The organism is Aquabacterium sp., assembly GCF_041915145.1.
Classification (GTDB): Bacteria; Pseudomonadota; Gammaproteobacteria; order Burkholderiales; family Burkholderiaceae_C; genus Aquabacterium.
In genome coordinates this window covers 1-3,903 of sequence record NZ_JAYSBZ010000135.1, presented here as the reverse complement: position 1 = coordinate 3,903, position 3,903 = coordinate 1, and the positions used below count along the sequence as shown (strand labels likewise).

Below are 3,903 nucleotides of genomic sequence, written 5' to 3'. Positions count from 1 at the left end.
CGGGCAATGACGGCGCTCATGCGCGAGAAATACAGGTTGACCACCTCGCGCAGCTGCTGCGGCTGCAGCCGCTCGGCCACGCGGGTGAAGTCGCGCAGGTCGCAGAACATCACCGTCAGCTGCCGGTTGTCGGCGCCCAGCCCGGCGCGGGTGTAGCGCTCCGGGTCGTGCGCCATCTGCGACACCAGCTCGGGCGGCACGTAGGCGCCGAACAGCCGGGCGAGGGCGCGGCGCGCGCGCCCTTCGGCCAGGTAGCCGGCCACGATGGCCAGCGTGGCGGTGCTGAGCGTGCCCAGCAGCGGCAGCGCCAGCGGCAGCACCCAGCCTTGGCGGTGGTAGAGCAGCAGATTCAGGGCGACCCACGCCAGCACGCTCACGCCGGTGAGCGCCACGGCCCAGGCGGCGTGCAGACGCGGCAGGCTCCAGGCCAGGGCCAGGCAACCCAGGATCAGGCTGGCGACCTCGAAGCCGCGCGCCCAGTCGGGGCGGGTCGGCACCTGGCCGTCGAGCAGGCCGGCGATCAGGCTGGCGTGCACCACCACCCCCGGCGTGGCCGAGCCGACGGGCGTGGCGTGCAGATCGGCCAGACCCAGCGCGGTGGTGCCCACCAGCGCCAGCCGGCCTTGCAGGCTGCTGGGCGGCAGGCGCTGCGCGAGTACGTCGGCGGCCGAGACGAAGCTGAAATGGCCCGGCTCGCGAAACGGCACGCGTACCGCGCCGCGCTCGTCGAGCGGCACGTCGAGGATGCGCGCGCCCTGGTGCAGTCGCACCGCGCTCAGGCCGGGGCCGGTCTGGCCGCCCCCGGGGCGCACGGGCTCGACCGCCGGGTCGCCCAACACGGCGCGCAGCACGGCCAAGGCAAAGGCCTGGTGGACTTGCGGTGGGGCGGGCGCGGCGCCGGGCGTTTCGGGCGGCGCCGACCACAGCGCCAGCAGAGGCACCGAGCGCACCACGCCGTCGGAGTCGGGCAGCACGTTGAAGTAGCCGGCACGCGGCGCGGCGGCGGCCAGCGCGGGCAGGTTGGCGCCGTAGCCGCTCCAGCGCGTCAAGCCGGGCAGGCCGTCGGGCGGGGTGGCAAAGGTCGGGGCCGGCAACTGGCCGACCCGGGTGGGGCGGGCAGCGCCGCTCAGGTAAAAGCCCAGCACCGCCTGCTGGCCGGACAAGGCCTGGGCGAAGCGGGCGTCGTGGTCGAGGGCGTCGCGGCGTTGCGCGTATTCGGCCTGGAAGGCGGCGTCGCCCTGCAGCGGGCCCTGGGCCAACTCACCGAGCAGTCGCAGGCCCTCGGCAGGGTCGGGCTCGGAGAACACGATGTTGAAGCCCACGGCCTTGGCGCCTTGGCGGCCGAGCAGCTCGTCGGTCAGGGCGGCGAGCCGATCGCGGCTCCAGGGCCAGCGGCCGATGGCGGCGAGGCTGGCTTCGTCGACGTCGACGATCACGATGCGCGGGTCGGCGCTGGTGCTCAGCAGCGCACGCTGCCGGGTGTCGTCGAGAAAGTGGTCAAACGACTCGATGAAATTGAGTCGCCAGGTGCCGGCCCAGTGCAGCAGGCCCAGCAGCAACGGCAGCAGCAGGACGAGGCGCCGCAGCTGCGGAAAGCGCGAGGCGGGCAACAAGCGGCTCATCGGGGCGCCGCTTGTTGCCGGGGCCGTTTAGGCCTGCACGAACTGCATCTGCGTGCCGGTCAGCTCGATCACGTCGCCGTTGCGCAGGTGCACCGGGTCGCCCGAAACCGGGGCGCCGTTGACGGTCGGCCGCGCCGAGCCTTCGACGTGAGCGAACACGAAGCCGCCCGGGCGCTTGGTGATCGAGGCCACTTGCACGCCCGGCTTGCCGACGGTGGTCACCACCTTGGTCAGCGCGACCTCGCGGCCTGCGGCGGCGCCGTTGAGCACCTTGATCGATGCCGTGGCGGTGTTGGTCGATTGCAGCCCGCCAAAGCCCGAGGTCAGGCCGCCCGTCACGGTGTTCGAGAAGTTGCCGCCCGGGGTGTGCGACGACGCCGGAGACATCATCGGCGGGGTCTGACCCGGCCGCATGATCATGGTCTTTTCGTAGTCGTTGCCGTCTTCGACCAGATATTTGATCTTGTACTTACCGATCTCGACCGTGTCGTTGTGCTGCAGCAGCTGCTTCTTGACGGCCTTGCCGTTGATGTAGGTGCCGTTCGTGCTGTTGAGGTCTTCGATGAAGACGTCGCTGCCGATCATCTGCAACACCGCGTGCTCACCGCTGACGGCGAGGTTGTCGATGACGATGTCGTTGTAGGGGCGCCGTCCGAGCGAGGTCTTGTCCTTCGTCAGTTGGACTTCTTTGATGACCACTCCGTCGAGCGATACGACCAGTTTTCCCATTCGAAACCCCTCAGGCTTGCTGTTTGGCAGGTAATTGTGTTGGTGGAATCAAGCAAAAGCTGTGCAATCAGCCATCAGAGCGTCGTTCAAAGCGACCCGGTGACGGTGCGCCGGAACGGCCACCATGAGCGGCCGGGCGCTTGCGTGCCCCGGGCGCGAACCAGGATGACCGCAATATTATCCCTCCCCCCGGCTTCATTGGCGGCGGTAATGAGGGCTTGCCCGGCGTCCGTCAAGCTGTCGTGGCTGCGCAGCACGTTTTCGATGTGTTCATCGGTGAGCATGTCCGACAGGCCGTCCGAGCACATCAGGATGGTGTCGCCGGGCAGCAGGTCGTGCAGATGCGTTTCGAGCAGCACCGAGTCTTCGACGCCCACGGCGCGTGTCACCAGATTCTTGTTGGCGGACACGGCGGCCTGTTCGGGGGTGATGATGCCGGCGTCGAGCTGCTCCTGCAGTAATGAATGGTCACGCGTGATCTGCTGCAGCCGACCGGCCCGCAGGCGGTAGCCGCGCGAGTCGCCCACGTGGCCCATCAGCAGCCGGTTGGGGCGGAACACCGCCAGCACCAGCGTGGTGCCCATGCCGGCGAACTGCGGGTTGGAGTTGGCGGCCTGGTAGATCGCGTGGTTGGCGTTGTCGGCGCAGATGTCCATGGCGCGGCGCACGTCGGTGTCGGTGGCGTTGTCGTTGGCCTCGCCGAGCCAGCGGCCCAGCTCGGTGCTGATGAACTCGCACGCCATCTGGCTGGCGACTTCGCCGGCGTTGTAGCCGCCCATGCCGTCGGCCAGCACGGCGACGCCGCTGGGCTCGTCGAGCGCGACCGAATCTTCGTTGTTCGTTCGCATCCGGCCGGTATCGGTTTGGCTGAAGAACTCAAATTCCATGCGGTGACGGGGCAGGTCGGATCAGGCGGCCGGTGGCGACGCGGGCGGCTCGGAGGGGTGGGGCGTCAGGGCGGCATTGTCGCCGCGATCGACTGACTCTTCGTGCCAATTTGCAGCCACTGCTCGCAAATCATTAGCCAGCTGGGTGCCATCGGCGTAACGCGTCTCGGGGCGCTTTTCGAGCGCCAGCGCCACGATGTTGGCCACCGACTCGGGCAGCTCGGGGCGCAGCGTGCGAACGTCGGGTGCGGGGTCGTTGGCGATGGCGCGCATGAGCTGCGCCATCGAGGCGTGCACGAAAGGCAGCTGGCCGGTGAGCAGCTGATAGAGCGCCACGCCCAGCGAGTAGAGGTCGCTGCGACCGTCGGTGCGCAGCCCGGCGAGCTGCTCGGGCGACATGAACGACGGCGTGCCCATCACGACGCCGGTGCGGGTGCGGGTGGAGTCGGCCACCCGGGCGATGCCGAAGTCCATCAGTTTGACGCTGCGCCGGTCGAGGTCGACCATGATGTTGGCGGGCTTGACGTCGCGGTGCAGCACGCCCCGGGTGTGGGCGTAGGCCAAGGCGTCGGCCACGCGGGCCACCACTTCGAGCACGGTACGAACCGGCAGCAGGTGGCCGGTGACGGTGTGGTGGCTGAGGTCGGTGCCCGACAGCAGGTCCA

General features: G+C 69.4%; 4 protein-coding genes. All 4 read right to left on the bottom strand.

The features are described 5' to 3' along the window. Positions 1–1,622: CHASE2 domain-containing protein (locus tag ACE3SS_RS15050; RefSeq protein ID WP_374595347.1), on the bottom strand; the 1,622-nt coding region annotated here is incomplete at its 3' end. 27 nt (positions 1,623–1,649) lie between these two features. Then, on the bottom strand, positions 1,650–2,351 hold the full coding sequence (locus ACE3SS_RS15045; protein ID WP_374595345.1) for an FHA domain-containing protein: 702 nt from the start codon (positions 2,349–2,351) through the stop codon (positions 1,650–1,652). Positions 2,352–2,437: 86 nt separating this feature from the next. Then, positions 2,438–3,238 (bottom strand): Stp1/IreP family PP2C-type Ser/Thr phosphatase, encoded by an 801-nt coding sequence (locus ACE3SS_RS15040; RefSeq protein ID WP_374595343.1) that lies wholly within the window; start codon positions 3,236–3,238, stop codon positions 2,438–2,440. A gap of 21 nt (positions 3,239–3,259) precedes the next feature. After that, the coding region (locus tag ACE3SS_RS15035) for a serine/threonine-protein kinase (RefSeq protein WP_374595341.1) at positions 3,260–3,903 on the bottom strand (644 nt) is incomplete at its 5' end.